Here is a 24,606-nt window from a genome sequence, read left to right as displayed (position 1 = left end):
ATCTCCGTCATTGCAATTGAGCCCGCCAGTGCACCCAGCCTTGCGGGTCTGGCCGGCCCAGCAGCTGCAGGCCCGCGGCAAGGTCGCGCTCGGCATCGGCACGGGCAAGCAGCCGGGTGTCCAGTTTCAGTGGCTTGGCTGGCTGCCACCGCGCGGTACCGGCCAACCCCAGGGGGCCGCCTGCATCGGCCAGGTTCATGACCAGCCAGCCATTATCCGCTGTCAGGTCAGCGCCGAGATTGCCAAGCGCCAGCGGATTGGGCAGCCCGCCGCCAGCATCTTGCCAGGCGATCCGCCCACTGGCCTCGGTTACCTCGCGCAAGTCAGCCAAGGTCAACCGGGGAATATCGAGCAACCAGTCTCCCTGCAGAACAAAGGGCGCCTTATTGACCTGGGCCATGCTAGCCGCACTGAGCCGGCCGCGTACCTGCTCCAGCGAAACGGTGTTGCCAGCCAGCCGCAGGATCGCCTGAACCTGACCATCACGCGGACGCCAGTCCAAGTCCAACACCAGCTCCGCTGCCAGCAACCCCGACGGCTGCCAGCGCCATTCCAGCGCGCCCTGATCAATACCCTCAACCTGCATGCGTGCAACACTGCCGTGCCATAGGGTACCGGTCAGACCATCCAGTTCGACCTTTGCCGGCAGATAGGGCTGAACCTGACGCCATACCAGTTGCGCCGGCACATTGCAGAGCAAAGTCGCCAGCAATACCAGCGTTGCCAGCAACCAGAGCCGACGTCCTTTTAACCAACTCATCAACGCTGCTCCAACAAGATACGTGCAGAAACCTGCCCTGCGGCCTCGCTGCCCTCCAGGGCCAACTGGGTCACCAGCAGCCCCTGGCGCTGCTCCAACTCAGCGAGCCAGCCCATCAGAGCATCAAAACTGACATCATCCAGGATCAACCGCGCGCCCTCTCCTTCCGGTTGCACCCGGGTCAACGCCGAACGCAGTCCCGCGGCGTTGGCCGATACTTCGATCAGCGTCAGCACCGAGCCGCCGCCCCCGGGGAGGGCGGGCGCGCGCTGCTCCAGTCGTGCCCGTCGGCGCACTTCATCACTGGCCTGTTCCATCCAGACCGCTTCGGCTGACATTCGGGCAACCTCGCTGCGCAACGCGCTGCGGCCCTGTACCAGCGGCTCCCAGATGGCGACCCAGGCCAGAATCAGCACCAGTGCCAGCCCTCCCAGCAGCAGGATACGTCGTTCTCTGGGCGCGAGCCCTGACCACCAGGCGTTCATGAGTCGCTCCTTGTAATCCGCAACCGTGCCGTCACAGAGCCGCTATCGGAGTCGGCACCGAGCAGGCTTTCGCTCACGCCCCTGGTAGCGGTCAACTGGCTACGCAGTTGCTCCAGGTTGGCAAAGGTTGCAACTTTGAGTTCCACCTCCAGCTCATCACGGCTACCGCGCAGCTGTTTTACCTCAACGCCTTGCTGCTGTCCTACGGCGCTATACACCGCGTACAGCAACTGGCCTGCGCTGGGTTGAGCGCCCCCCCCAGAAGCGGAATTCAGACGCTGACGAAACTGCATCGCCGGATCCAGCATGCGCTCTCCGGGAAGCGCCTCGCTGAAGCTGCGCTCGATGCGCAGCTGCAACGCATCGCGTTGTTGCTGCAGGGCATACCGCTCCGCTGCGAGCCAGCCAATTCCCAGCACCAGCGTGGCAGCCATCGCCACCAAGGCCGGTCGCAGGACACGCCAGGGCGGTGGTGCCATGCTGACTGCGTAGGGGCCTGACAGTAAATTGAAATCCGTAACGGCAAACTGCTGCTGCAAGGTTAACGTGGCCTGACTGCGCGTTACCGATACCCCCGCAGGCAGCAGCACCTCAAGACCCGCAGCGGCCTCTCCGGCCAGCTCGACAGCGCGTTCCGCCTCATCTCGCTCCAGCAGGCGCTTGCGTAGCCAGATGGCAAGCATGCTCTGCTCAAGCAATACGGCTTCAGCCGCACTGTCGGTAACCAGCCAGCGAGCATCCTGCGGCCAGGGGGATGCCTGCACTCGCACGCCCGCAGCAGGCACCGCGTCGGCTGGAACGGCAGTGACCGGCAGCAGCGCCTCCAGCCGCAAGCCGGCAGCGGAAAAATACTCCAGCCACTGCTCCAGCAGGCGCCGTTCGACCACCGCAGCACTGATCCGTGAGTCGCTACGACGCGGCCCCATAACAATGTGCAGCTCATCAACGTCCTGACTCAACTGCTCTTCCAGGGCGAACGGCAGCGCCGCCTTGAGCGCTGCGGCCCGCTGTCCGGGCAAGGAGGCACGCAACAGATTGACTCCGTCGGCGAGCAACGCCTTGACCCGTGCACCCGGGTAGCGCCCCTGAAGCACCGAGAGCGGATCACACCCCTGATCCTGAACCTGTCCATCCCGCTCCAAACGCCACCAGTGCAGCGGCTGGTCGGGGTTGCTCAACAGCACTATCAGCATGCCTTGCTTCCTGTCTTCATTACGGCTCGCACGCCGTCTGTTCCCGCAGCACTACCCTGCCATTGGGGGCATCAAGCAGTGTGCATTGATAAAAATTGCGCTCACCAAAATGCGCGACGATCTGTAGCCGCATGAACCAAGGCGCATCATTGCCCGGCGCCGTGCGGCCGCTGAAAACGGCTTTGATCAGATCATTACTGCGTTCCACGTCAATCGGACTCTGATCAGACGGATACGCCGTGACATAAGGTGCCAGCGCCTGCCAGGCTTCTGCGCTCATGCCACTGACCGATGCCAGCTCGGACGCAACCAGCATGGTGCGATTGGCCGATAGCCGTGGCGGCTGCTGCAAGCGATACACCGGGTCGTCGGTTTCCGGGTTCATCCAGTCGGTAACCGCCAGTGCCAGCTGACTGCCAGCTGGCATGGCCACACCTGAGTCTTGCGCCACGCGGTCGACCAAACGGGCGAACTCCGCTTGCTGTTGTTCGTCTCCAGAGGCCAGTGCGTTAAGGTTGAACCGGCAACGCATGTTGTCCAGCGTCGCCTGCAACTGCACCTGATCGACCTCAAATGGCAATACCGGAGACAGGCAGGTGTCCCACAGCAACTCGTCAGCGCTGTCGACTTGTTCAAGCACCTGCAACACCATCTTCTCGGCCCCAAGTGCGATCTCACGCGACAGGTCGCGTTCAAACACCGCGCTGCTGCGGCGAATGTCCGCCTGCCCGCGCATCGCCATGCCGACCGCCGCCGTGACCGCCAGCGCAACGATCAGCAGCGCGGTAATCAGCGCAACCCCCTGCTGCCGACGCTTCATTGCCCCACCGCAATCAGTCGACGGATCAGGCCAAGGCGCGGCAGATCCAGCTGTATTTCAACCGCTAGCGGCAGTTGGGTGGATTCCGGGTCAAGATCCGCCGGCGGCCAGCTGTCGACCCGCTCCAGTCCGCTTGCCCTGCGCACGATAAAGTGAAATCCACTGTCCACACCGAGGCGTTCGTCCTCGCCCACCAGTTCAGCGAACGGCTGCAGGCGCAAGCTGTCGGCATCCGCCACATCAACGCCTGGCCACAGCTCCCGCTCCAGACCACGCTCGGTCAGCCGCCAGGCGGTGCGGCGCAAACGCTGCTCACCGCCTGCCCCGGCCCGCACAATTTCCAGTAACGGCTGATCACTGTTAGCCTGCAGCCGCAGCGGCGGCAACCGGTCACCAAATTCGTCGCGCACGCGGATATCCACCAACTGCGCGAGATCACGTTCCAGCACACTCAGGCTAACCTGCAGATCCGCCAGTTCGCTCGCGTGTTCCCGGCTGACTTCGTTGGTCTCCAGCACCGCCCGCAGGCCCTGATAGGCGACCACACTCATCACCGCAAACAGCAACATGGCCACCAGCAGCTCCAGCAGGGTAAAACCGCACTGCCCGTTGCGCACCGTCATGGCAGCACAAACCCGCTAACCATCGCGCGCTGGTCACTTTCATCACCGGGCAGCAACCAGAGGCGAATATCAACTCGCTTGACCGAGGGCAGCGGAAACGGCGACTTGGCGCTGTAATCGCTGATCTGGGTACGATAGCCGAAGCGGTAGGGCCCCATGTTGGTCTCGCCCTTCAGCTCACCGTCGGTGGCCGGACGCATGCCCGATTCGTACTCAGCCAGCAGATTGCTGCCAGCCCAGTGCGCCAGGGTGCGCTCCTGCAGATAGCCGGTATTGCGGGCGTGATCGCTGCCCGCCTTGACCAGTGCCCCGAGGGCGACTGCGAGCACGGTCAGCGCCACCAGCACTTCCAGCAGGGTAAAACCACGGCTGCTACGGACGCTCACTGAACACCTCGATATGGCCGGTCAACTCAACCTGAATAAAGCGCTCCAGGTTATGCTCACGTGCCCGCAGGACAATCAGGCCCGGCGTCATCTCGCCGGTGTTGCTCAGCCGCAGCTGGGGTGTCCATACCCTGCTGGAGGACAGGCTGCGCGGCTGATCAGCAGCTTCGAAGTCCAGCTCGATCAAGCCCTCGGTCACAACATGCGGCCCCAGCTGCGCGTCGTTCACCGGCTGCCACTCACGAGTGGCGTCATCAAGCAGGACCAGATCCAGCATGCTGTAGCTGTCACGCCGAATTCCCAGCGCCCGCTCGCTGCCGCCACTGATCAGCAACTCGTCACGGGCCAGCTTGAGCACCGTAGCCAGCCGATCAGCCTCGCGACGCAGCTCGCGCTCCGCCCCGTCACCCAGCGACAGCGTCGCCAGACCCGCCATCACCCCGATCAGCACCAATACGATCAGCACTTCAAACAGGGTAAAGCCGGTCTGCAGCCTGTGCGCAGAGTGGTGGTCGGAACGCATGCTCATCAACGCTCGCCGTTCTGTTCCAGATTCCAGTTGCCAATATCGGTAGCGCTGTCAGTGCCACCGCTGCGGCCGTCGGAGCCAAAGCTGTAGAGATCAAACAGGCGACCATCGCGCCCCGGTGTCTGATACTGGTAGTCGTTGCCCCACGGGTCTTGCTGCAGGCGGTCCAGGTAGCCACCCTTGCGCCAGTTACGTGGCGCATTCTGACCAGTAGGCTCCTGCACCAGTGCACGCAGGCCCTGTTCGGTGGTCGGGTAGCTGAAGTTGTCCAGTCGATACAGATTCAACGCGCTTTCGATAGCACGAATATCGCTCTGCACCTTGGTGATCCGTGCCTGGTCCGGCCGGTCCATGACCCGCGGCACCACCACCGCCGCCAGAATCCCGAGGATGACTACCACAACCATCACTTCAATCAGGGTAAAACCGCGCTGCGCAGCACGGCGTACGTGGTTATTGCTCATCATCAATTCACCAGTTGGTTGAGTTCAAAGATTGGCAGCAGAATCGCCAGTACGATCACCAGCACTACCGCGCCCATGGTCAGAATCAGCAGCGGCTCGAAAACACCCATCACCATGGCGATACGCGCCTCTAGCTCGCGTTCCTGGGTTTCCGCCGCCCGCTCCAGCATGTCATCGAGGGTGCCGCTGCTTTCACCGCTCTTGATCAGACTGAGGGTCATTGCCGGGAAATAGCCGCTACGCTCCAGCGCCAGGCCTACCCCGGCACCCTCACGCACACGCTGGGCGGCCTCGCTGACCGCCTCGCGCATTGGCAGGTTGGTGATGACACTCGCACTCATGTTCAATGCATCCAGCAGCGGTACACCACTGGCGGCAAGGATATTCAGGGTCCGCGCAAAACGGGCAGTGTTGAGACCGCGGGTCAAGCGACCGATCAGCGGCAGCCGCAGCAGCAGATCGTGCCAGCGCCGCTGGTAGGCAGGCCGCTGCAACAGGGTGCGCAGGCCATAACCTAGCCCCCCCAGTACCAGCAGCATCAATAGCCCCCAGTCGCGCAGGGTATCGCTGACCGCAATCAGCATACGGGTCAGCAGCGGCAACTGCTGATTCATGCCGTCAAACACCTTGACCACTTCAGGCACCACGTAGGTCAACAGCGCGACGGTCACCAGCAACGCTACACAGGTGAGGATGGCCGGGTAGAACATCGCCAGATGGATCTTCTGGCGCATGGCGTTCTGCGCCTCAACGTTATCAGCCAGCCGCTCCAGCACCAGATCCAGCCGCCCCGCCTGCTCGCCAGCGGCGATGGTGGTGCGGTAGATGACCGGAAAGACCGAGGGGAACTCGCCCAGTGCGTGCGCCAGCGGCAGGCCTTCCATGACCCGCGTGCGCACTGCCGTCAGCGCCGAGCGCACTTTGGGCGACTCGCTTTGGCGAGCCACCGTGGCCAGTACTTCCTCAATCGGCAGGCCAGCGCGCGCAAGGGTCGCCATCTGCCGGGTCGCGAGGGACAGTTCCAGCGGCTTGATCCGCTGCTGCAGCACGGGCATGCGCAGCACCGCTGCGCGCTCGGCCACCTGGCTGACCGTCATCGGCGTCAACCCCTGCTCGCGCAGCCGACCACGCACCTGACGGGGAGAGTCGCCCTCCTCTACGCCCTTGCGGGTCCGGCCGCTGGCATCCAGCGCAGTGTATTCAAAGGCAGGCATGCTCAGTCCTCCCGGGTAACGCGCAGGACTTCTTCCAGCGTAGTGTCACCTGCCAGCACCCGGCGCACCCCATCCTGCCGAATCCCAGGCTGCGCCAGTCGGGCGTGCCGTACCATGGCCTGCTCACTGGCGCCATCATGGATCATGCCGCGCAGGGTGTCGTCGATCTCGATCAGCTCATAGATGCCGGTACGCCCGCGATAGCCACTGCCATTGCAGGCGGCGCAACCGGCCGCACGATACAGCGTCGGTGGCGTCTGTTCGTCCAGCCCCAGCAAACGACATTCACTGCTGCTGGCCTGATGCGGCTCGCGGCAGTCCGGACACAAGGTGCGCACCAGCCGCTGGGCCAACACGCCGTTCAGGGTCGACGACAGCAGAAACGGCTCAATACCCATGTCGCGCAGACGGGTAATGGCACCGATGGCGGTGTTGGTGTGCAGGGTGGAAAACACCAGGTGACCGGTCAGACTGGCCTGAATGGCGATCTGCACCGTGTCGATATCACGAATCTCACCGACCATCACCACATCAGGGTCCTGACGCAGAATTGCACGCAGACCGCGAGCAAAGGTCATGTCGACCTTGTTGTTGATCTGGGTCTGACCAATGCCGTCGAGGTAATACTCGATAGGATCTTCGACGGTAAGAATGTTGCGGCTGCGGTCGTTCAGCCGCATCAGCGCCGAATACAGCGTGGTTGTCTTGCCCGAGCCAGTCGGCCCGGTTACCAGCACGATGCCGTGCGGGCGGCTGATTACCCGTTCCATCGCCACGTAATGTTCCGGGCACATACCGAGCTGACGCAGCTCCAGGCGCCCGGCCTGTTTGTCGAGCAGACGCAGCACCACCCGCTCGCCATGACCGGACGGCAGGGTCGAAACCCGCACATCCACCGCCCGCCCCACTAGCCGCAGGCCGATCCGACCGTCCTGTGGCAGGCGCTTCTCGGCGATGTCCAGTTTGGCCATGACCTTGATCCGTGAAACGATCACCGGCGCCAGAGCGCGCGGTGGTTCAAGCACTTCGCGCAATACACCGTCGACCCGCAAACGGATGGACAGGCGATTTTCAAACGGTTCGATATGAATGTCCGAGGCGTTTTCCTTCACCGCCTCGGACAGCAGCGCGTTGATCAATCGGATGATCGGCGCTTCATCCTGCGATTCGAGCAAGTCTTCTGGCTCAGCCAGCGACTGGGCGACCGAGAGCAGGTCAGCGTCCTCACCCAGTCCTTCGACAAACTGCATGGCATCATTGGCCGAGCGTTCGTAGCGATCACGAAGCCGCGCGGCGAAAGCATCGTCGTCCAACTCGATCGGCAACAACGGACAACCGTGCCGCCGACGCAGCTCCAGCAGCCCCTGCGGATCACAGTCGGCCCGCACGAACACCTCCAGTTGGCCGTCATCACGCATCGCCCCCGTCAACACACCCACCCGGCGGGAGTAGCGATAACCGGTTTCAGCGGCTGGCGCGGCGACACTGCTGCTTTCCTGCTCGCTCATCGCCTACTCCTGCACTGCGCTGGGTGGCGCACTGATTGCCGTCGGTACGGCGGTGCCCTGCAGTGCGTTTTCAAACGGCGGCGGCAGCGCCAGCAGGTAGTTCCAATCGGGCAGAACCGGGACCCCTTCGCCGACATCCAGTCGGCCACGGCGGCTTTGCTCGGCAACCTGACGGTCGCGAATATAGCTGTACTTGGCGTGGGTCAGGCTCTCAGCAACCGCCGAATCACGCACGATCACCGGGCGCAGGAAGACCATCAGATTGCGCTTCTGCAACGAGGCGGTGTCATAACGGAACAGTCGGCCAAGACCGGGCACATCGCCAAGAAACGGTACTTTGTCCGACGTTTCAATCATCTGGTCGTCAATCAGCCCGCCCAGCACAATCATCTGGTTGTCATCAACCATGACGTGCGTGGTCAGGCTGCGCTTGTTGGTGATGATATCGGCCGCACCGCTGACGCCTGGCGCAATCTGTGAGACTTCCTGGGCAATCTCCAGACGCACCGCATTGCCCTCGTTTATCTGCGGGCGAATTTTCAGGGTGATACCCACGTCTTCACGCTGGATGGTGTCAAAGGCCTGCCCCGAATCCTCCACCGAGCGGCCGACAATAAAGGGCACGTTCTGACCGACCACGATCTCGGCTTCCTCGTTGTCGAGGGTCAGCAGACTCGGAGTAGACAGGATGTTGCTGGCGGTGTCGCCCTGCAGCGCGTTGACCAGCAAAGCGATCTGGGCGCTGCCGATAGAGCCAATCCCACCGAGACTCAGACCACTGCCAAGCGAGGGCGGCGTGCTGACGTCGCCGTCAAGAAACGCGTTTACCCCTGCAGCGAGGTCAACGATACCGTTACCGTTGCGGTTGAAGTTGATTATGCCGACGCCAGAATCCTCACTACCAAAGCCCCACTGGACACCCAGCTCCTTGGCGCGGTCGTAGGACACTTCAGCAATGACCGCTTCCACCAACACCTGCGCGCGGCGAATGTCGAGTTGACGGATGATGGAAGACAGTTCGCGAGACAGCTCCGCAGGCCCGTATATGACGACGGAGTTGGTGCTCTCATGAGCCTCGATGCGAACGCGATTCTGTTCTGCAGTGTTGCTGGTAGATGCAGCGCCCGAGTTGGTTGACGTCGTGCCGGTACTGTTACGTTCACGCCCCTCGGCGATTCCCCGCAACACCTCTGCCACCTCCTCAGCCTTGGCATAACGCAAGTAATGCACTTGCGTGTTGCCCTGATCGCCCTCGACATCCAGCCTGCGTACCACCGAGCGCAGGCTGGCCCGTGCCTCCGGATCGCCACGCAGAATGACCGAGTTGGTGCGTTCATCGGCGATCAGCTTCGGCCCCCGGGCAAACTCTTCCGCGGGCGCGTTGCTATCCAGTCCCTGAACAATGCGTACCACATCCAACGCCGACGCATGCTGCAGGGGAAGCACTTCAAAATCCTCGGTCGACTCGCGATCCATGCGCGCAATCAGCGCCTGGATACGTCGCACGTTGGCTGCCGTATCGGCAATCACCAGGCTGTTGGACGCGGCAGCGGCAGCCAGATGGCCGCCCTTGGGTACCAGTGGCCGCAGGATTCGCACCAGTTGAGCCGCATCCATGTTGTTGACGGTGATGACTTCGGTAATGTACTCGTCGCCGGGCGTATCCCCGCGGAGACCGGCAACCTCGTTTTCCTTGGCCTGCACCTCCGGCACGATACGAACCATGCCGTCACTGCCCCGCACAGCCGCGAAGCCCTGCGACTTCAGCACGCCCAAAAACAGGTCGTACAGCTCATCACGACGGATCGCCTGCCCCGAGACGACATTGACTTGCCCGCGTACGCGAGGGTCAACAATAAAGTTGATTCCGGTCTCCTGGCTAACGATCTCGATCAGGCCGTTGATATCTGCATCACGCAGATTCAGCACCAGATCTTCGCCCTCAGCTGCTGCACCCGCAGTTGTCTGCGCCTGCACCGAGCCACTCACCACCCCCAGACTCAACGCCAGCGCCAGCGCCAGCCGTTGTTTGCGAAACTGCATCGACATCAGCATCAATCCATCGTTATCGTAATGTTCATGGGTTGTCCGTCGCGTTCGAGCGACACCGACACCGAACTGGCGCCGGACAACTCGCGCAGGATCTCGCGGTAGTCCTCTATCTGGGAAACCGGTGTTCCATCCACGTCGGTAATCACGTCACCGGCCTGCAGGCCAGCTGCTTCAAACTCCCGCGCGTTGCGCGCAGGCGACACTTCAATCCCGTACAAAGCACCGTCCACCATCACCGGGTTAGCGCTGATGACTTCGGCAAAACGCTGGGGATCACTCAGCCAGGCCTCCCGATCAATACGCGCAAGACCACCGTCTGGCGCCAGCGTCTGACTGGAGTCACTGCCGGGTAGCGCGACCGCGCGGCTGCTGCGGGCCGGGCGCCCGGAGCTGTTAAGTTCGTTGCGTTTGAGTCGCAGGGTTTCCAGCTGACCATCGCGCATCAGCATCACCCGATCAGCGAGCACCTGTTCCAGCCGCACCTGACCCGGCAGCGTTGCGCCAACGCGATACAGCTTCTCGGGCTGACCCTGGGTAACCAGAATGGCGGCACTGCGTGCGGGATCGGGGTCAGACAAGACGCCCTTCAGCGTCCAGCTAAGCTTGGTATCGGGTGCGTCAACCGCGACCGGTGCCTTGTCGGCACGACCATAGGGGGACAACAGCGCCAGCTCGCGAAAGCCGGGCTGGGCAACGCCGTGCTCTGTTGCAGTTGATGAGTAGGTAAGCGCAGGGGTCGCTGGCAGCACACTCTGCGGCTCCAGCAATATCCATACGAGATGCCCGAGGATCCAGGCTGAAAGCAAAACAAACAGGCTGCAAACCAGTGTGACTAGGTTCTCCAGCGATAAACGGGCAACCAGTGGCATGCTCTCTCCATGGCAAAGAATCCCGATTCTGATCGGGCGCAGGGCAGTTGGGGATAAGGTACTGACCTTTCTTTGCAAAATTATTGTTATAAGCCTGCAATATGACTGCGAGGCCGTCCCGATTGTCACGATTATGTAATCGCTCGGCAACCCCCTGAACTGGTTATTCCAGACAGGCCTGACCAGATCACCGACGCTATCGGCTCCATCCCTGCCACCAAATCACCCATTTGGGCTAACCCAACACCAGCAAATCCAACGAACTCACCCTAATGGGTGATGCCTCTGTTACAGCGATCCAGACCACTGATGCCTTCCTATCCATGCTCGCGAGAACGTCTCAAAACAAGACAGTGAGTACTTGCCCTTTGCCAGCACTGATTCTTAACTGATAGCCGCAAGACTCAACCAACAACAACAGCTTGCGTATGGAGAATAAAAATAATGAACGCGTTTAGAAAATCGGCGCTAACGGCAACGGTGGTCGGTACCCTTGCCCTGACCGGCTGTCTGAGTGGCGGCGGTGGGGGTAGCTCATCATCAGGCGAACAAACAGACACTCGAATCAGGCTTCAAGAGCAACGAGTAGAGGCCGGCTTTTTCAGTGTTGACGAAAACACCCTGCCATTTCCTGCCTTGGAAGACCAAGCCCCCTATAACACCACCAGTCGCTGGTCTGGCGTCCTGAATGGTGCTGGTTACCGTGTTGAAGTCCCAGAAAACTGGAACGGTATGCTGGTGATGTACACCCACGGCTTCCGCACCAGCAACGTAGACCAGCTCACCGTAGACACCCCGCCCATGCGCCGTTACCTACTAGATGAGGGATACGCTTGGGCAGCCTCCAGCTACAGCGCCAACTTCTATGATGTGCGTGCCGGCCTGGAAGATACCAACGCCCTGGCTCTAGCGTTCACTGATATTGCCGCTGAAAACGGACGAACCCTGGATACGCCGGACAAGTACTACATCACCGGTGTTTCCATGGGCGGCCACATCGCTGCTGCAGCGGTAGAGCGGGAAACCCTGGCAACAGCCAACAACGTGGTCAACTACGCAGGTTCCGCACCGATGTGCGGTGTCGTAGGCGATACCGAGCTGTTCAACTTCTTTGCCGGCTACACCATTGCTTTGGCGGCACTGTCCGGTAACCCGATTGATGAGTTCCCATTGACCCAAGAGGAAGCCACAACGATCGTTGCCAACGCCCGTGCTGTACTGTGGAACGACTACAGCACGAACAAATTTCCAAACGGCCTGACACAGCCAGGATTAGCGTTCTACCAGACACTGAAAAACCTCAGTGGTGGTGAACGCCCCATGTACCCCATCAGCTTTGGCCTTTTCCAGGACCTGCTGCAGAGTTTTGCCGGCTCGGACGGCTCGGTCGACGGTATTCTTCTGGATAGCGTGGTTGACACCAACGCACTCACTTACCGCTTTGAAAGCGAGCTGGACGAGCCGCTAACCACAGACGAGATCAACTTCAACAGCATGATCGTCAAGGCCACTGCAACCGAGGGAGCCAACGGTCTGCGTGATGACGGCTTGCGCTGGATTCCGAAGGTTAACGGCGAGTTCGATGTCCCCGTTGTCACCGCGCACACCATTGGTGATCTGTTTGTACCGATCCTGATGGAGCAGGAATACGCAAGGCGCGCCGCCGAAAATGGCAGTGACGGGCTACTTGTACAGCGGGCCATGCGAGCACCCGGACACTGCGACTTTACCGAAGCAGAGTTCACCGCAACGCTCGCCGCCATGCTTAATTGGGAGCAAGGCGGGCCGAAACCGGGCGGCGATGACTGGCTGACGCCGGCGACGGTAGCGGACCCGTTGTTTGGATGTACCTACACTATTGACGGGCCCGTCGCAGGCAACAACGTTCAGCGCTCCAACCTGCCTTCCTGCACTCCTCCCTGAGTACAGCTACCAACCCGCCGTCAGGCCTCAGCCCTGGCGGCGCTCTTCATCTACCGCCAATCGCCGGACAAACTGTTTGACGTTGGTTTGAGCCCGCAGCTCGCGTACGTTTTCAGCCAACTCCTTGACCTCATCGGCTGGCAGACTGCCGTCCAGCTCGCGCTGCACATCACTCCAAAGGCCACGCACCTTACCGGTTGCGCGACCCGCCATGCGCACCAGCGAAGGCAGGCGTTCGGGGCCGAGCACGATCAGCGCCACCACCCCGACCACCAGCCATTCCGTCATGCCGTTACCGAACATGCGGCACCCACCCTCAAGCGCGCGAGCGCGTTTCGCTGCGCCCGGCAACCTGCTCCTGCGAATCCATGGTCAGTGCATCACGGGCCTCGTCCGTGTCCCGCACAGCCTTGCGAAAGCCGCTCAACGCGCCACCCAGATCGCTGCCAATGTTGCGCAGACGTTTGGTGCCGAACAGCAGCATGACAATAACCAGCACGATCAGCAGTGAGCCGATACTGATTCCACCTACACCCATGATGATTTCTCCGTAAAAGCAGGGGTCAGCTGCTGCCAACCCCGAAATGACGTACCGTTTTTCTGTCCAGGTAGCGCCAGCGGCCCCGCCTGGACAGCCTCTTGGCTACCAACAGCGTTTAGCTACCAACCACGCCGCCATCGTTTTTCCAAACCACGACCGTGGCCGAGCGCGGCGGACGGGTTGTCGGCGTGAAGTCCGGCCAGTTGCTGGTGTAGTCGCCTGCGGCAAAGTCGGCAGGGCTGGTGCCTTCACCCGGGTGCTGAACGTTGATGAACAGGGTCTTCTGGTCCGGGGTCATGGTGATGCCGGTGATTTCCTGATCGATTGGGCCAACCAGGAAGCGTTTGAGATCACCCGTCGTCGGATCGGCAACCAGCATGGCGCAGTTGCCGAAGGGATCGCGGTAGCCGCTATCCATCTGAATCCAGACGCGGCTGTCCGGGTCGATCCACAAGCCGTCGGGTGAGCTGAGGATATTGTCGGCGGTCAGCATGTCGCCGTTCGGGTCATAGCCGATATTGGTGTCAACGCCGCTCTCGCCGCTGTCACCACCAAACAGGAAGATGTCCCAACTGAAGGTGGTTGCAGCCTGCTCACCACCGTCTTCTTTCCAGCGAATGATATGGCCGTGGCGGTTGGCGACCCGCGGGTTGGCTTCATTGACGTTGCCAGCGTTGCGGTTGGTGTTGTTGGTCAGGGTGAAGTAGACATCGCCGTTGGCCGGATCCACTGAGCCCCATTCCGGGCGGTCCATCGGGGTAGCGCCCATGAAATCGGCAGCCAGGCGAGTGTTGACCAGCACGTCGGCCTGACTGGTAAAGCCGTTGGTTTCGTCCAGACCGTTCTGGCCGTACACCAGCGGCAACCACTCACCGGTGCCGTCATCGTTGAACCTGGCGACATACAGAGTGCCTTCATCCAGCATGCTGCCATTGGCAGTCGCCGCGTTGTAGTTCGCCGCAGTAACGAACTTGTAGATGTACTCGAAGCGGGAATCGTCGCCCGAGTAACACACCACCGGCTTGCCCTCTTCAGCCGGAGCAAAGACCACCCCTTCGTGGCCAAAACGGCCCATGGCGGTGCGCTTCTTCGGGTTGCTGGTCGGATCGAACGGATCGATTTCAACCATCCAGCCGAAGCACACCGGCTCATTGCGGTAGTCCTGGGTGGCGTCGGCGCCCTTGATGCTGGCATCAAAACGGATGAACTCGTCGGCACCGTTGTCAGCCAGTTCCCAGGCCCAACGACCACTGCCGGAGGACACGCCGTAACGCGAATGCTCGCGCGGGTTGTCACCCTTGTTGGTGAAGTAACCGGCCCAGTTTTCCTCGGCCGCCATATAGGTACCCCAGGGCGTGTAGCCGTTACCGCAGTTGTTCAGGGTACCGCGGGTCATGGTGCCGTTGGGACTATAGAGCGTTTTGACGAAATCGCTGCCGCGAACCGGGCCCTGGATTTCCATTGGTGTCAGAGCGGTGATACGGCGGTTCATGCTGTCCGGCTGGACACTCCACTCGTTGTTCACGCCCTTGACGATGCGCACGACGGAAACACCGTGAGCGTTCATTTCCTTCAGCACTTCATCGGCCGGGCGCTGACCGCCAACCAGCGGCGCGGTCGCTCCGCTAGACAGGGCCACGCCTTGGGCAGACGCGTGCATCAGACGCGGTTCAACATACTCGTGGTTCAGTACCAGCAGACCATCTTCCGAGCTGCCGTTAATTGGGTAGAAGTGCATGCCATCGTGGTGCGAACCGATCTGCTCGGCCTGATCCGCACCGGTGCTGTTGACCGAGAACGACGGGAAGCTACCCAGAATCGGCGTGCCCCAAGGAATGATGACCTGATAACTGTAGCCTTCCGGAACGACAATCTGATCTGCGCTGCTGACGCCAACAGCACTGAAACCCAGCAGATCAGCCGGTGCCGGGCTGCCGTTATCATCGCTGCTGGAACTGCTCTTGCAACCAGCCAGACCCAGGCCAAAGAAGCCCAGCGCAGCGGCGCCGGCACTACCCTTGAGTACCTGACGACGGGCAAGACGGGCTTCCAGGATGCTGGAAAACAGCGGGTTCATCTTGCGGGTGCTGAGCGGCTCATCACCCTCACCGTGGTCGATATAAACCAGCTGGTCGCGTTGTTCGATGGACATCGGTTCCTTCCTCTCAGGTTTGGTTTGATTGAAAACCCAAACAGGATGGCGACCGAACGTGACAGATCAGGCAATGAACGATGAACTTTCAGCGGCGTTCCGACGACACAGCCGAGTCCCTTTGATGACAATGCAACGCTGCCGAAACAATTGTTACAGCATGGTTACTGGCCGTTCTCTGCAACTGCGCGCTCAGTCTAGTCGTTACTACTGAGCAGTGTGCCGAGAGCAGCCCTCAACTTGCCTGCCTTCAGCGGCTTGTTGAGCACCATGATATCCAGCTCACGCGCCACCTGACGACAGGCCTCACCGCGATCGGCCGTGATCATGATCGCCGGCAGTTCGCTGGCGAAGCGGGCACGCAGCGCCGTCACCGCCTCACCACCGGTGCGCCCGCCATCAAGGTGAAAATCCACCAGCAGCGCGTCCGGCGGCTGTTCACCAAGCACCGCCTGAGCCTGCTCCAGGTCGACCGCAGTGAGCACCTCGGCGCCCCACTGCTCCAACAGCCCGCGCATGCTCTGCAGAATGATCTGCTCATTATCCAGCACCAGCATCCGGCGTCCTTGCAGCGGCACCTCAATAGAACTAAGGAGTTGGCTGGCTGGGGCATCGCTGCGATGCGGGCCTGCGACGGCCAGCGGAATACTGACCGCAAACATCGAGCCCCGCCCCAGGCGCGACTGCACCTCGATGCGGGCATTCAGCAGCCGGGCGATGCGATCAACAATCGCCAACCCGAGCCCAACGCCGCGGCGCTGGTCGGCACGATCCACGTCCAGCTGATTGAACTCCTGGAAAATGCGCTTGAAGTCGCCGCGGGCGATACCGCGGCCTGTATCCCAGACCTGGATACACAGCTCACTGCCGCGAACCCGGCAGCCAACCAGCACGCCGCCACGGTCCGTGTAGCGAATCGCGTTGCTGATGAAATTGCGCAGGATGCGACTGAGCAGACGGTAGTCGGTACGCACCACCTGATCACCAAAGCGGCCTCGCAGGCCAACCCCGGCGGCTTCGGCCACGCTGCCGAACTCACTGATCAGGGGCTCCAGAATGTCGGCCACCGCGCAGTCGCCACAATCGGGCTGCAGATTCGGCTGGTCCAGCCGCGAGATGTCCAGCAAATCGCTGAGCATATCCTCGGCACTTTCCAATGCCGTGTGCGAGCGCTCGACCAGCAGACCCGCGCCCTCCTCCAAGGGAGTTTCGCGCAGGGTGGAGATCAGCAGCCGCGCCGCATTGAGCGGTTGCAGCAGGTCGTGACTGGCTGCGGCCAGATAACGGTCCTTGCTGCGATTGGCCTGCTCAGCAGCATCCCGCGCCTTGCGCAACTCCCCCTGAGTGCGCTCGTGCTCAATGATCTCGAAACGCAGGCTTTCGTTCAGTGTTTCCAGCTCCCGGGTACGCTGCTGAACCCGCTGCTCCAGCTCATCATTCAGTTGCTGCATTGCCTGCTGCGCCTGCTTGCGCTCGGTCACATCAGCAACAAAGGCTTCGATCACATGGTCGGCGGCGTCAGGACGCAGCAAAATATTCATGCGTACGTCCATCAGGCTGCCATCGGCACGGCGTAGCCGGGTTTCGTAGCCGCTCAGTTCGCCCTTGCGCAGCAGGTGATGACGAATGCGCTGGAACTCCTCGGAACCTCCGATAAAAAATTGCTCTGCCAGCGAACGCCGGGCGTCCACCAGCGCGCTAACCGAGTCATAGCCAAGCATCCGCGCCAGCGACTGGTTGGCCGCCCGCAAGCCATCACCCAGGCTGGCCTGAAAAATCCCGTGCACTGCATTTTCGAACAGCCATTTGTAGCGATTGCGCTCGTCCTCCAGCTCTTCCAATCGCGCCAGCAGCTCCGGGTAGTAGCTCTTGCGCGAGGACTGCGACCCCAGTCCCAGCAGCCCTGTCAGCACCTCACGGCGCGGATCAGAGGGCTTCTGCATAGACCACCTCGACGTCCTTCAGGCTGGACTCGCGCGGATTGGTAAGAATGCAGGGATCGTCCATCGCGTGCAGCGACAGGGTGCGCAGATCGCTGTTACTGACCCCGTGCATGCGAAGACTCTGATGGAAGCCCATCGCCTGCTTAAGATCGATCACATGCTGCACCAGCCGCTGCCGAACCTGCGGCGTAGTCAGGCCACGGGTGTCGATACCCAGGGTATTGGCAATCACCTTGAAGCGCTCGGGTGCGGCGTCGAAATTGAACGCCACCACGTGTTCGACCAGGATCGCGTTGCACAGCCCATGCGGCAGGTCGAGAAAGCCGCCAAGGCTGTGTGACATGGCGTGTACTGCGCCGAGAATGGCGTTGGAAAACGCCAGCCCCGCCTGCAGGCTGCCGAGCATGATCTGCTCGCGCACGGCAATGTCCTGCGGGTTCTGGATCATCTGCACCAGATTGCTGTTAAGCAGGCGCATCGCCTCTAGGGCGTGGGCGTCGGTCATCGGCCCGCTGCCGGTCGATACGAAGGCCTCGATGGCGTGCACCATGGCGTCGATTCCGGTACAGGCAGACAGGAAGGTGTCCATGGTTGACGTGGTTTCCGGGTCGATCAGCGACACGTCCGGCACCACCGCCTTGCTGATGATGGAGAACTTCACCTTCTCCTGCTGATCGGAAATGATCACGAACTGCGACACATCGGCCGAGGTGCCGGCAGTGGTCGGGATGCAGATCAGCGGCGGAATCGGGGCCCGAATGGTATCGACCCCTTCAAACTCCAGGATATGCCGGTCATGTGCCACAGCAATGCCAATGGCCTTGGCGCAATCAATCGGGCTGCCGCCGCCAATGGCAACGATCACATTGCAACCGGCAGCGCGGTACACCTCCGCGCCATGCATGACCTCTTCGGTGCGCGGATTGGCAGAGACCTGGGTAAACAACACATAGTCGATACCCTGCTCCATCAGGCTTTGCTCGACATCGACCACCCAGCCGGCAGCCTGGACTCCCGGGTCCGACACCAGCAGCACCTTGCGGGCACCGAAGGTAGAGGCGTAATTGGCGACGGTTTTGCGCGACCCTGCACCGAAGATGATCTCGGGCGTGACGAACTTGCGCAACTGGCTGACATCGTAGGACATGCTCTGGCATCCGCGTTGTTGTTGTAATGCTGCGTGCTCCAGAAGGCGCTGCAGAGCGACGCAGGCGGTTCCGGCAGACTACCCCAAAGCGGTCCCGTTTATAAGCCGCCAGGCAGCGAACTAAGACTGAAGTAGCAACGGCTCGGCCCCTAAGTTGGATGGTTCCCCTGCCCCTGTGCTCGCCAGCATGGGAGCACAACAACAAGGATGAGTCGCCATGTCTGCGCGTCGCCCAATGCTCCGGCAGCTACTGCTGGTCTGCCTACTGTGCCTGCTTGGCTCCGCCCTGCGCGCCGAACCCCAAAGTGCGCGCGACTGGCAGCCGGCGGTGCAGCAACTGTTCCCCAGTGCCACCCGGCTGATCGAAAAACAGGGCACGCCTCCCGTCTATCAGGCGTTTCAGCTGGATCAACTGCTCGGCTATGCTTTCGAGTCGACCGACTATTCCAGCCTGCAGGGCTTTTCCGGCAAGCCGATTCGGCTGCTGATCGGCATGACCCCGGAAGGCAAGCTAACCGGCGTCACCGTGCTCGAGCACCACGAGCCGGTGTTCCTGCACGGGTTGGGCGAGCAGGCGCTGTTCGACTTCGCCGACCAGTACGCCGGCCGCAATATCGCCACGCCCATCGTCGTCGGCAGCACCCACGGCGGCAGCGTCGATGGCGATGCGGTGGGTTACATCGACGGCGTCAGCAAGGCCACCGTGTCGGTCGTCATCCTCAACGAAACAGTACTGCAATCGGCGATGACCGTTGCCCGCGCGCTGCTGCCGGATTTCGCCCAGGGACCACAGGCCGTCGCCCGTCCCGAGCTGTTCGAGCCACTGGACTGGCAGCAACTGCTGAATCGAGGGTTGTTGCAGCACTGGCAACTGGATACGCCCACAGTGGAAGCAGCACTGGGTAGCAGCCTGAACCTGTATCCGGGCTTTTCCGACACGACCGAGCGGCCTTTCAGTGAGCTGTACTTCGCCTACCTGAACACGCCGATCACTGGCCGTAACCTGCTCGGCGACGACACCTTCAGCCAACTGCAAGACGAACTGCTGCCAGGCGAGCAGGCGTTGTTGGTGCTCTCACGCGGCCAGTACCCGCATGTGCCGGACGACTTCATTCCCGCCACCGCCCCCAGTCGCATCAACCTGCTGCAACACGGCAAGGCGATCGAGCTGCACGACATGAACTTCAATAACGGCATCCTGCTGCCGCTGCTGGCAGCACCGCCCGGCGATTGGCGGGCCAATATCTTCCGCATCAAGACCCATGCGGCGTTCAATCCAGTAGACCCGGCCGCGCTGCAGCTCAACGTAACTCTGCGCCGTAACCCGCTGAGCGAGCAGCAAAGCCACTTCGAGCAAGCGTTGACACTGGAGCCGGAACTGTTCGAGTTGCAAGAAGCCAGCGCCGTTGCCGCCCCCACGCCAATCTGGCTGCAGATGTGGCAGCAACGTGCTTGGCAAATTGGCGCTCTGCTGCTGTCGCTCGCGCTCGTCACCGCGCTATTCATCTATCAGCAGCGGGTCAGCCGGCACGCCCGCGGCTTTCACCTGCTGCGCGCCGGCTTCCTGCTGTTCACCCTGCTGTTCATCGGGTTCTACGCCCAGGGCCAGCTCTCGGTGGTCAATATTTTCACTCTGCTGCTCGCCATATGGCATGACTTCGACATCACCGTTTTTCTGATGGACCCGGTGATTTTCATTCTCTGGACCTTTACCTTCATCAGCCTGTTCCTTTGGGGGCGCGGCCTGTTCTGCGGCTGGCTCTGCCCCTTTGGTGCACTGCAGGAGATGGTCAGCTGGCTGGCGAAGAAGCTGCACCTGCGCCAGTGGAAGATCAGCGAGCAATGGCACCACAGACTGCAGTGGCTGAAATACCTGATTCTGATCGGCCTGATCCCAACCGCTTTCTACTCACTGACGCTGGCCGAGCGGCTGGCCGAAGTGGAGCCCTTCAAGACCTCAATCACCCTGGTGTTCGTGCGCAGTTGGCCGTTTGTGCTGTACGCGGTGCTGCTGCTGGGTATCGGCCTGTTCGTACACAAGTTTTACTGCCGCTATGTCTGCCCTCTTGGCGCTGGCCTGGCGATCCTCGGCCGGTTGCGCCTGTTCTCCTGGCTGAGGCGCATCGACGCCTGCGGCAAACCCTGCCAGCACTGCCACAACAAGTGCGAGATCGGCGCGATCAAGCGCAGCGGCGCCATCGACTACGACGAGTGCATTCAGTGCCTGGAGTGCATCGTGATCCTCAATAACGAAGACCAGTGCGTCGCGCAGATCAGTGCACGCAAAAAGGCCGAACGCGCCAAGCGTGCTGACAACATCATCGTCAGTGACTGGATGCCCGAGCGCTAAACCAGCAGCACCACAACAAAGGACGTCACCATGAAGAGCCTGGAACTAAGTCATATCCAATGGAGCCAACTGGCCGGCTTCAAGAACTTCGACTACTGCATTCTCAGTGTCGACCGCCCCAACCAACTGGTCGACGTACTGTTTCACTTTCACGCCCACGATCCCATCGTGCTGCACCGACATTGCGCGGTGAACCACACCTTCGTTATTCGCGGTGAGCATCAGCTGTTTCACGCCAACGGCGAGCTGAAAGAAACCCGCCCAACCGGCAGCTACACCATCAGCCAGCCAGACACCACGCCCCACCGCGAGTGCGGCGGCGATGGCGGCACCCTGGTGCTGTTCAGCATCCGCGGTACCGAAGGTGTGATGTACGAAATTCTCGATGACCAACAGAACATAATCGCCGCGCTCGACATGGACACCTTTGAAGCCTTGTTCGCAGCCAACAGCGACGCAGCATAGCGCCGGTGCCGGATCGCCGAGAGCATCCGGCCTGGTAGGTATCCCGAACCGGGCACAGGTGGCGGCACCGGCACTCAGAGACTGGAAACATCCTGAATCAGCCAGACAATTGAGCCGGAATCGACCGGTCGTATACTAGGCGCATCATTGGCCACTCAAGATCCCCATGTCCCTTCTGATAGCGTTTGCTGTCCTCTCCATTCTGGTTTCCTTCATCTGTTCCATCCTCGAAGCGGCACTGCTGTCGATGACACCTAGTTTCATCGCCCGACAAAAGTCCGAGCGCCCGAACCTGTACCCACGCCTGAAACAGCTGAAGGAGAACGTCGACCAACCGCTGGCGGCCATCCTGACCCTTAACACCGTCGCCCATACCGTTGGCGCCACTGGCGTTGGCGCACAGGTGACAATCGTGTTTGGTGACGGCTATCTGGGCGTCGCTTCCGCGATCATGACCCTGCTGATCCTGCTGGGCTCAGAAATCCTGCCCAAGACGTTGGGCGCTCGCTATTGGCCGGCACTGGCACCGCTGATGCCCGGCGTGCTGAACAGCATGATTCTGTTGCTCAAACCATTCATTCTGCTATCTGATCTGGTGACCCGCTGTCTCGGTGGCAAGGCGCCGGAGCATGACCTGCGTGCCGAAATCAAGGCGCTGGCCGCGCTCGGTCAGGAGCTCAAATCGCTGGATGAAGACGAGCAGCGAATGATTCAAAATGTGCTGGACCTGCACACCATCCGAGTACGCGACATCATGACACCGCGTACCGTCAGCGAAGTACTGGGCCCGAATCTGACCGTTACGCAGGCACGCCAGCGCGTCCAGCACGGTCAGTTCTCGCGTTATCCGGTGCTGGATGAGCAGGAAACCCCGCTGGGTGTGCTGTTTCGCGTAGACCTGCTGGCAACCGATGACCGGAACGCTGCGATATCGACCCTGATGAAGCCCGTCAAGGTCGTGCAGGACAGCCAGAATATCGAGGCGCTGATGACCCAGATGCTCAAGGAGCAGCAGCATTTGTGTCTGGTCTACGACGAGTTCGGCAGCTGGTGCGGTCTGGTAACCATGGAAGACATCATCGAGACCCTTATCGGTCGTCCGATCCTCGATGAAACCGACGAGATTCCCAACATGCGTCGCTTGGCGCGCCGGTTGTGGGAGCACCGACTGAAAGCGGCCGGATAGAACAGACCTGGGTCAGGCAATTAGAACAAAACGCGCGACGGGTACTGACATGACGCGCCATCAACCACAGGGCAACCCCGTCCCCTGCGCCGTCATCACGTCACAAGAAGCGACACGCCTGGCAATCGCGGGGTTCTTGAGCTACTGGTCGCAGCAGCCGGTTCATCTGGCTCGCAGAGCGTTCGCAAGTCTGCGGGTCACATAGCACACCGGGGGGGATCATGATGGTGGCACAGCATGCAATTGCGCAATCCTCAACTACCCGTGAAACCGTTCTCGGCCCCCTACTCCCTATCTCGCGTGCAGCGGCTGGGTACAAACGACTGCGCGCCTTATTGCATCTGTTTGACAGTGGCGACTGCTCAATATGATGCAGACGTCAACTGCGCGAACGAAGTACAGCTTCTCCGCCACGGCCAGAACAGACGATGTCGAAGTTCCGCCACGTACGCCTTTGCCTACCTAATTCGCCCCTGCTTTTTTCAAGGCCTGGTTGGCCCTTCCGCAGAAACCGGCAAGCAGAACCAACGCAACGATACAGCTCAAGCCCGCACAAATCATCGCTACCCGGAAGCCGCTTTCCATGGCCGAGATATAAAGCTGGGGAAGCGCAGGCAAGGTATCGGAGAAGCTATGGTGTGTGACCGCTTGACGCGCAATCGCTGCGCCATTAGCGATGCCGTGATCAATGGCAGAATGCGCGAGTACGCGGATCGCTTGATTACTCATCAGCGCCCCGAGCATAGCAATGCCCATGGTCATTCCTGCTTGACGCAGTGCATTCATGGTTGCGGAGACCGACCCGGAAAGCTCAGGGGGAGCAGTACTCATCACAACAATGCCGGTAGCGGGCACGGCCAGGCCGGCTCCTGCTCCCAGCAAGCCGAAGAGCAATGCCACAATCCCGTAGGAGGTCTCTGCTGTACAGAAGGCCATCCCCAACATGGACAAGGCCGTAAGACCGTAGCCGATGACCATCAACCATCGAGTTGGAACAACCATGCTCAACCTGCCGAACAGCAGGGACATCAAGCTCGTGGTCACGAACTGCGGCATCATGCGCCAGCCAGCCTCGGCGGGAGACCAGCCCTGGATTTGTTGAAGAAAGATCGAAAAGAAGAACAAGCTGCTGTAGTACGAGAAGCCCAGGGTGAATGAAGCGAAATTCGCGACGACGAATGTTCGATCACGAAACAACGCGACCGGCAAAAGCGGTCGTTGCACGCGTTTTTCCACGGCGGCGAACGCAGTAAAGCCCATCAACGCCAGCACCAAGGCAGTCATCGGTATCGTAGACAAGAAGCCATGGACGCCGGCTTCGATCATTCCGTAGGCCAGAGCCCCTAAGGAAAGGATGCTCAAAATTTGACCCGCCGGGTCCAGCGCCGCGTGATCAGGATATCGTCGTTCCGGAATCCCCCACAGCCCCAATCCGGCGGCAATAAGGCCCAAGGGCAGGTTGATGAGAAAAATGCTATGCCAGCCCAGGCTATGCAGAAGCACGCCACCCAGCAGCGGCCCCAGCAACAGCGCCAATGCGGTGAATGCTGCCCAACCACCAATGACGTGAGCGCGCTGTCTGGGCTCATTAAAAAGGTGAATGAGGATCGGTATCGCGCCGGAGATCAAGAATGCCGCAGCTACGCCTTGAACGGCTCTTCCCAGAAGCAGTGTGGATAAGGAGGGAGCCACGCCGCACAGCGCTGACCCCACAGCGAACAGGATCACTCCGCTTAACCACGCTCGCTTGTGTCCGTGTCGGTCTGCCAGCGGCCCGGCAGATAGCATAAATGCGGACAGACAGATTGCGTAAGCGTTAACCACCCATTGAAGACCTGCGATGTCTGTGCGTAGCCCCGTCTGGATGGTGGGCAACGCCACATTCACGATGCTGATATCAAGCGTGGCGAGGAAGGTTCCCAGATAGGCGGCGCACGCTGCCGCAAATCGGCGGGAGGGGCTCATGGTAACTCCTTTGAGACGAGGCGCAATTGCT

22 protein-coding genes are annotated in these 24,606 nt (G+C 61.0%); 4 read left to right on the top strand and 18 right to left on the bottom strand.

From position 1 onward, the window contains the following. Positions 1–7: 7 nt before the first annotated feature. The 12 genes from ACKPCU_RS08410 to gspC are packed head-to-tail and all read right to left on the bottom strand — an operon-like array spanning position 8 to position 10,903. Complete coding sequence (locus ACKPCU_RS08410; protein WP_104737157.1) at positions 8–760, bottom strand: type II secretion system protein N; 753 nt, start codon at positions 758–760, stop codon at positions 8–10. Further along, positions 760–1,245 (bottom strand): type II secretion system protein GspM, encoded by a 486-nt coding sequence (gene gspM / locus ACKPCU_RS08405; RefSeq protein WP_104737156.1) that lies wholly within the window; start codon positions 1,243–1,245, stop codon positions 760–762. Before gspM ends, ACKPCU_RS08410 begins: the two co-directional genes overlap by 1 nt. Continuing rightward, positions 1,242–2,438 carry a type II secretion system protein GspL gene (gspL, locus tag ACKPCU_RS08400; RefSeq protein ID WP_321351378.1) on the bottom strand — a complete coding sequence of 399 codons (1,197 nt, stop codon included), beginning with the start codon at positions 2,436–2,438 and terminating at the stop codon, positions 1,242–1,244. The genes gspM and gspL overlap by 4 nt, the downstream gene beginning before the upstream one ends. 19 nt (positions 2,439–2,457) lie before the next feature. Continuing rightward, positions 2,458–3,258: a type II secretion system minor pseudopilin gene (locus ACKPCU_RS08395; RefSeq protein WP_104737154.1), complete on the bottom strand. Its 801-nt coding sequence runs from the start codon at positions 3,256–3,258 to the stop codon at positions 2,458–2,460. Further along, the gene (gspJ, locus tag ACKPCU_RS08390) at positions 3,255–3,881 is read right to left on the bottom strand and encodes a type II secretion system minor pseudopilin GspJ (protein ID WP_321351375.1); all 627 of its coding nucleotides are present in this window, start codon (positions 3,879–3,881) and stop codon (positions 3,255–3,257) included. Before gspJ ends, ACKPCU_RS08395 begins: the two co-directional genes overlap by 4 nt. After that, on the bottom strand, positions 3,878–4,267 hold the full coding sequence (gene gspI / locus ACKPCU_RS08385) for a type II secretion system minor pseudopilin GspI (RefSeq protein ID WP_104737152.1): 390 nt from the start codon (positions 4,265–4,267) through the stop codon (positions 3,878–3,880). The genes gspJ and gspI overlap by 4 nt, the downstream gene beginning before the upstream one ends. Next, on the bottom strand, positions 4,254–4,796 hold the full coding sequence (locus ACKPCU_RS08380) for a GspH/FimT family pseudopilin (RefSeq protein ID WP_104737151.1): 543 nt from the start codon (positions 4,794–4,796) through the stop codon (positions 4,254–4,256). The genes gspI and ACKPCU_RS08380 overlap by 14 nt, the downstream gene beginning before the upstream one ends. Continuing rightward, positions 4,796–5,263 carry a type II secretion system major pseudopilin GspG gene (gene gspG, locus ACKPCU_RS08375; protein ID WP_321351370.1) on the bottom strand — a complete coding sequence of 156 codons (468 nt, stop codon included), beginning with the start codon at positions 5,261–5,263 and terminating at the stop codon, positions 4,796–4,798. The genes ACKPCU_RS08380 and gspG overlap by 1 nt, the downstream gene beginning before the upstream one ends. After that, positions 5,263–6,474 carry a type II secretion system inner membrane protein GspF gene (gene gspF / locus ACKPCU_RS08370; protein ID WP_321351368.1) on the bottom strand — a complete coding sequence of 404 codons (1,212 nt, stop codon included), beginning with the start codon at positions 6,472–6,474 and terminating at the stop codon, positions 5,263–5,265. Before gspF ends, gspG begins: the two co-directional genes overlap by 1 nt. Positions 6,475–6,476: 2 nt before the next feature. Next, positions 6,477–7,982, bottom strand: coding sequence for a type II secretion system ATPase GspE (gene gspE / locus ACKPCU_RS08365; protein WP_321351366.1), 1,506 nt, complete (start codon positions 7,980–7,982; stop codon positions 6,477–6,479). 3 nt (positions 7,983–7,985) lie between these two features. Further along, entirely contained in the window at positions 7,986–10,031 is a 2,046-nt protein-coding gene (gene gspD / locus ACKPCU_RS08360) for a type II secretion system secretin GspD (protein ID WP_321351364.1), read from the bottom strand. A 5-nt stretch (positions 10,032–10,036) separates the two neighbouring features. Then, entirely contained in the window at positions 10,037–10,903 is an 867-nt protein-coding gene (gene gspC, locus ACKPCU_RS08355; protein ID WP_321351362.1) for a type II secretion system protein GspC, read from the bottom strand. 444 nt (positions 10,904–11,347) lie between these two features. Between gspC and ACKPCU_RS08350 the strand changes: the two genes are divergently transcribed. After that, entirely contained in the window at positions 11,348–12,826 is a 1,479-nt protein-coding gene (locus tag ACKPCU_RS08350) for an alpha/beta hydrolase (RefSeq protein WP_321351360.1), read from the top strand. A 27-nt stretch (positions 12,827–12,853) separates the two neighbouring features. On the opposite strand, the gene tatB is transcribed toward ACKPCU_RS08350, so the two are convergent. The 5 genes from tatB to ercA form a co-directional block, all read right to left on the bottom strand. Next, the gene (gene tatB / locus ACKPCU_RS08345; RefSeq protein ID WP_170062993.1) at positions 12,854–13,114 is read right to left on the bottom strand and encodes a Sec-independent protein translocase protein TatB; all 261 of its coding nucleotides are present in this window, start codon (positions 13,112–13,114) and stop codon (positions 12,854–12,856) included. Positions 13,115–13,142: 28 nt separating this feature from the next. Next, positions 13,143–13,364, bottom strand: coding sequence for a twin-arginine translocase TatA/TatE family subunit (gene tatA / locus ACKPCU_RS08340; protein WP_104737144.1), 222 nt, complete (start codon positions 13,362–13,364; stop codon positions 13,143–13,145). 118 nt (positions 13,365–13,482) lie between these two features. Further along, positions 13,483–15,519 carry a PhoX family protein gene (locus ACKPCU_RS08335; RefSeq protein WP_321351358.1) on the bottom strand — a complete coding sequence of 679 codons (2,037 nt, stop codon included), beginning with the start codon at positions 15,517–15,519 and terminating at the stop codon, positions 13,483–13,485. Between the two features lie 197 nt (positions 15,520–15,716). Further along, positions 15,717–17,462, bottom strand: coding sequence for a PAS domain-containing hybrid sensor histidine kinase/response regulator (locus tag ACKPCU_RS08330; protein WP_321351356.1), 1,746 nt, complete (start codon positions 17,460–17,462; stop codon positions 15,717–15,719). Continuing rightward, complete coding sequence (gene ercA, locus ACKPCU_RS08325) at positions 17,446–18,609, bottom strand: alcohol dehydrogenase-like regulatory protein ErcA (RefSeq protein WP_104737141.1); 1,164 nt, start codon at positions 18,607–18,609, stop codon at positions 17,446–17,448. The genes ACKPCU_RS08330 and ercA overlap by 17 nt, the downstream gene beginning before the upstream one ends. 217 nt (positions 18,610–18,826) lie before the next feature. Between ercA and ACKPCU_RS08320 the strand changes: the two genes are divergently transcribed. The 3 genes from ACKPCU_RS08320 to ACKPCU_RS08310 all read left to right on the top strand — a co-directional run bounded on the left by ACKPCU_RS08320 (position 18,827) and on the right by ACKPCU_RS08310 (position 22,610). Beyond that, a complete protein-coding gene (locus ACKPCU_RS08320) occupies positions 18,827–20,959 on the top strand; it encodes a 4Fe-4S binding protein (RefSeq protein ID WP_321351353.1) in 2,133 nt (710 codons plus the stop codon). Between the two features lie 30 nt (positions 20,960–20,989). Beyond that, positions 20,990–21,424 (top strand): hypothetical protein, encoded by a 435-nt coding sequence (locus tag ACKPCU_RS08315; RefSeq protein WP_321351351.1) that lies wholly within the window; start codon positions 20,990–20,992, stop codon positions 21,422–21,424. 166 nt (positions 21,425–21,590) lie between these two features. Then, positions 21,591–22,610, top strand: coding sequence for a CNNM domain-containing protein (locus ACKPCU_RS08310; protein WP_104737138.1), 1,020 nt, complete (start codon positions 21,591–21,593; stop codon positions 22,608–22,610). 462 nt (positions 22,611–23,072) lie between these two features. Here the strand turns inward: ACKPCU_RS08310 and ACKPCU_RS08305 are convergent, their stop codons facing one another. After that, the gene (locus tag ACKPCU_RS08305; protein WP_321351347.1) at positions 23,073–24,575 is read right to left on the bottom strand and encodes an MFS transporter; all 1,503 of its coding nucleotides are present in this window, start codon (positions 24,573–24,575) and stop codon (positions 23,073–23,075) included. Positions 24,576–24,606 lie beyond the last annotated feature (31 nt).

Source organism: Halopseudomonas oceani, from assembly GCF_963677335.1.
Classification (GTDB): domain Bacteria; phylum Pseudomonadota; class Gammaproteobacteria; order Pseudomonadales; family Pseudomonadaceae; genus Halopseudomonas; species Halopseudomonas oceani.
Note: the sequence above shows the minus strand (reverse complement) of the source record. Positions and strands in the feature narration are given on the sequence as shown.

Coding starts and splice junctions, on each gene's coding strand:
- ACKPCU_RS08320 (WP_321351353.1), top strand. CDS start 18,827: ATGTCTGCGCGTCGCCCAATGCTCCGGCAGCTACTGCTGGTCTGCCTA.
- gspG (WP_321351370.1), bottom strand. CDS start 5,263: ATGATGAGCAATAACCACGTACGCCGTGCTGCGCAGCGCGGTTTTACC.
- gspE (WP_321351366.1), bottom strand. CDS start 7,982: ATGAGCGAGCAGGAAAGCAGCAGTGTCGCCGCGCCAGCCGCTGAAACC.
- gspM (WP_104737156.1), bottom strand. CDS start 1,245: ATGAACGCCTGGTGGTCAGGGCTCGCGCCCAGAGAACGACGTATCCTG.
- ACKPCU_RS08315 (WP_321351351.1), top strand. CDS start 20,990: ATGAAGAGCCTGGAACTAAGTCATATCCAATGGAGCCAACTGGCCGGC.
- ACKPCU_RS08305 (WP_321351347.1), bottom strand. CDS start 24,575: ATGAGCCCCTCCCGCCGATTTGCGGCAGCGTGCGCCGCCTATCTGGGA.
- ACKPCU_RS08395 (WP_104737154.1), bottom strand. CDS start 3,258: ATGAAGCGTCGGCAGCAGGGGGTTGCGCTGATTACCGCGCTGCTGATC.
- ACKPCU_RS08310 (WP_104737138.1), top strand. CDS start 21,591: ATGTCCCTTCTGATAGCGTTTGCTGTCCTCTCCATTCTGGTTTCCTTC.
- tatA (WP_104737144.1), bottom strand. CDS start 13,364: ATGGGTGTAGGTGGAATCAGTATCGGCTCACTGCTGATCGTGCTGGTT.
- ercA (WP_104737141.1), bottom strand. CDS start 18,609: ATGTCCTACGATGTCAGCCAGTTGCGCAAGTTCGTCACGCCCGAGATC.
- gspF (WP_321351368.1), bottom strand. CDS start 6,474: ATGCCTGCCTTTGAATACACTGCGCTGGATGCCAGCGGCCGGACCCGC.
- ACKPCU_RS08380 (WP_104737151.1), bottom strand. CDS start 4,796: ATGAGCATGCGTTCCGACCACCACTCTGCGCACAGGCTGCAGACCGGC.
- gspC (WP_321351362.1), bottom strand. CDS start 10,903: ATGCCACTGGTTGCCCGTTTATCGCTGGAGAACCTAGTCACACTGGTT.
- gspJ (WP_321351375.1), bottom strand. CDS start 3,881: ATGACGGTGCGCAACGGGCAGTGCGGTTTTACCCTGCTGGAGCTGCTG.
- ACKPCU_RS08410 (WP_104737157.1), bottom strand. CDS start 760: ATGAGTTGGTTAAAAGGACGTCGGCTCTGGTTGCTGGCAACGCTGGTA.
- ACKPCU_RS08335 (WP_321351358.1), bottom strand. CDS start 15,519: ATGTCCATCGAACAACGCGACCAGCTGGTTTATATCGACCACGGTGAG.
- gspD (WP_321351364.1), bottom strand. CDS start 10,031: ATGTCGATGCAGTTTCGCAAACAACGGCTGGCGCTGGCGCTGGCGTTG.
- gspL (WP_321351378.1), bottom strand. CDS start 2,438: ATGCTGATAGTGCTGTTGAGCAACCCCGACCAGCCGCTGCACTGGTGG.
- ACKPCU_RS08350 (WP_321351360.1), top strand. CDS start 11,348: ATGAACGCGTTTAGAAAATCGGCGCTAACGGCAACGGTGGTCGGTACC.
- tatB (WP_170062993.1), bottom strand. CDS start 13,114: ATGACGGAATGGCTGGTGGTCGGGGTGGTGGCGCTGATCGTGCTCGGC.
- ACKPCU_RS08330 (WP_321351356.1), bottom strand. CDS start 17,462: ATGCAGAAGCCCTCTGATCCGCGCCGTGAGGTGCTGACAGGGCTGCTG.